This window comes from Photobacterium sp. R1 (genome assembly GCF_054600795.1).
Genome location: NZ_BAAHZP010000291.1, coordinates 1 through 330 on the forward strand (window position 1 = coordinate 1; position 330 = coordinate 330).

General features: G+C 44.5%; 1 protein-coding gene. It reads left to right on the top strand.

Annotated features, from left to right (window positions below; all coding sequences use genetic code 11):
* On the top strand, nt 1-330 hold a 330-nt coding region (locus ACYP03_RS25090), incomplete at both ends, for a hypothetical protein (RefSeq protein WP_459782539.1).

Sequence of the window (330 nt, forward strand, 5' to 3'; positions counted from 1 at the left end):
GTCACTAAAATAAAAACGTTTGAACTGGATAAGCTTTCCGCTGAACCAGTTGAAGCGCGTCTGGTACTGAAAGTGGCGGATGTACTGGGAAATGCGAATAATGAGCGTTATGTACCTTTCACCTGGGATAACGTAGCACCAGTCATCAATGTCACCTCACCACATTCGTTTAACCCACTTAATCAGCAGCTTTATACCCTGACGGGAACCATTAAAGATGCAACAACACAGATTGCCAGCGCAACAATTGCTATTAATGCCGGTACGCCTGAAGTACTGACCTGTACGATGCAGTTGGATCCTGATACGCAGGAAGAACTATGTTCATTT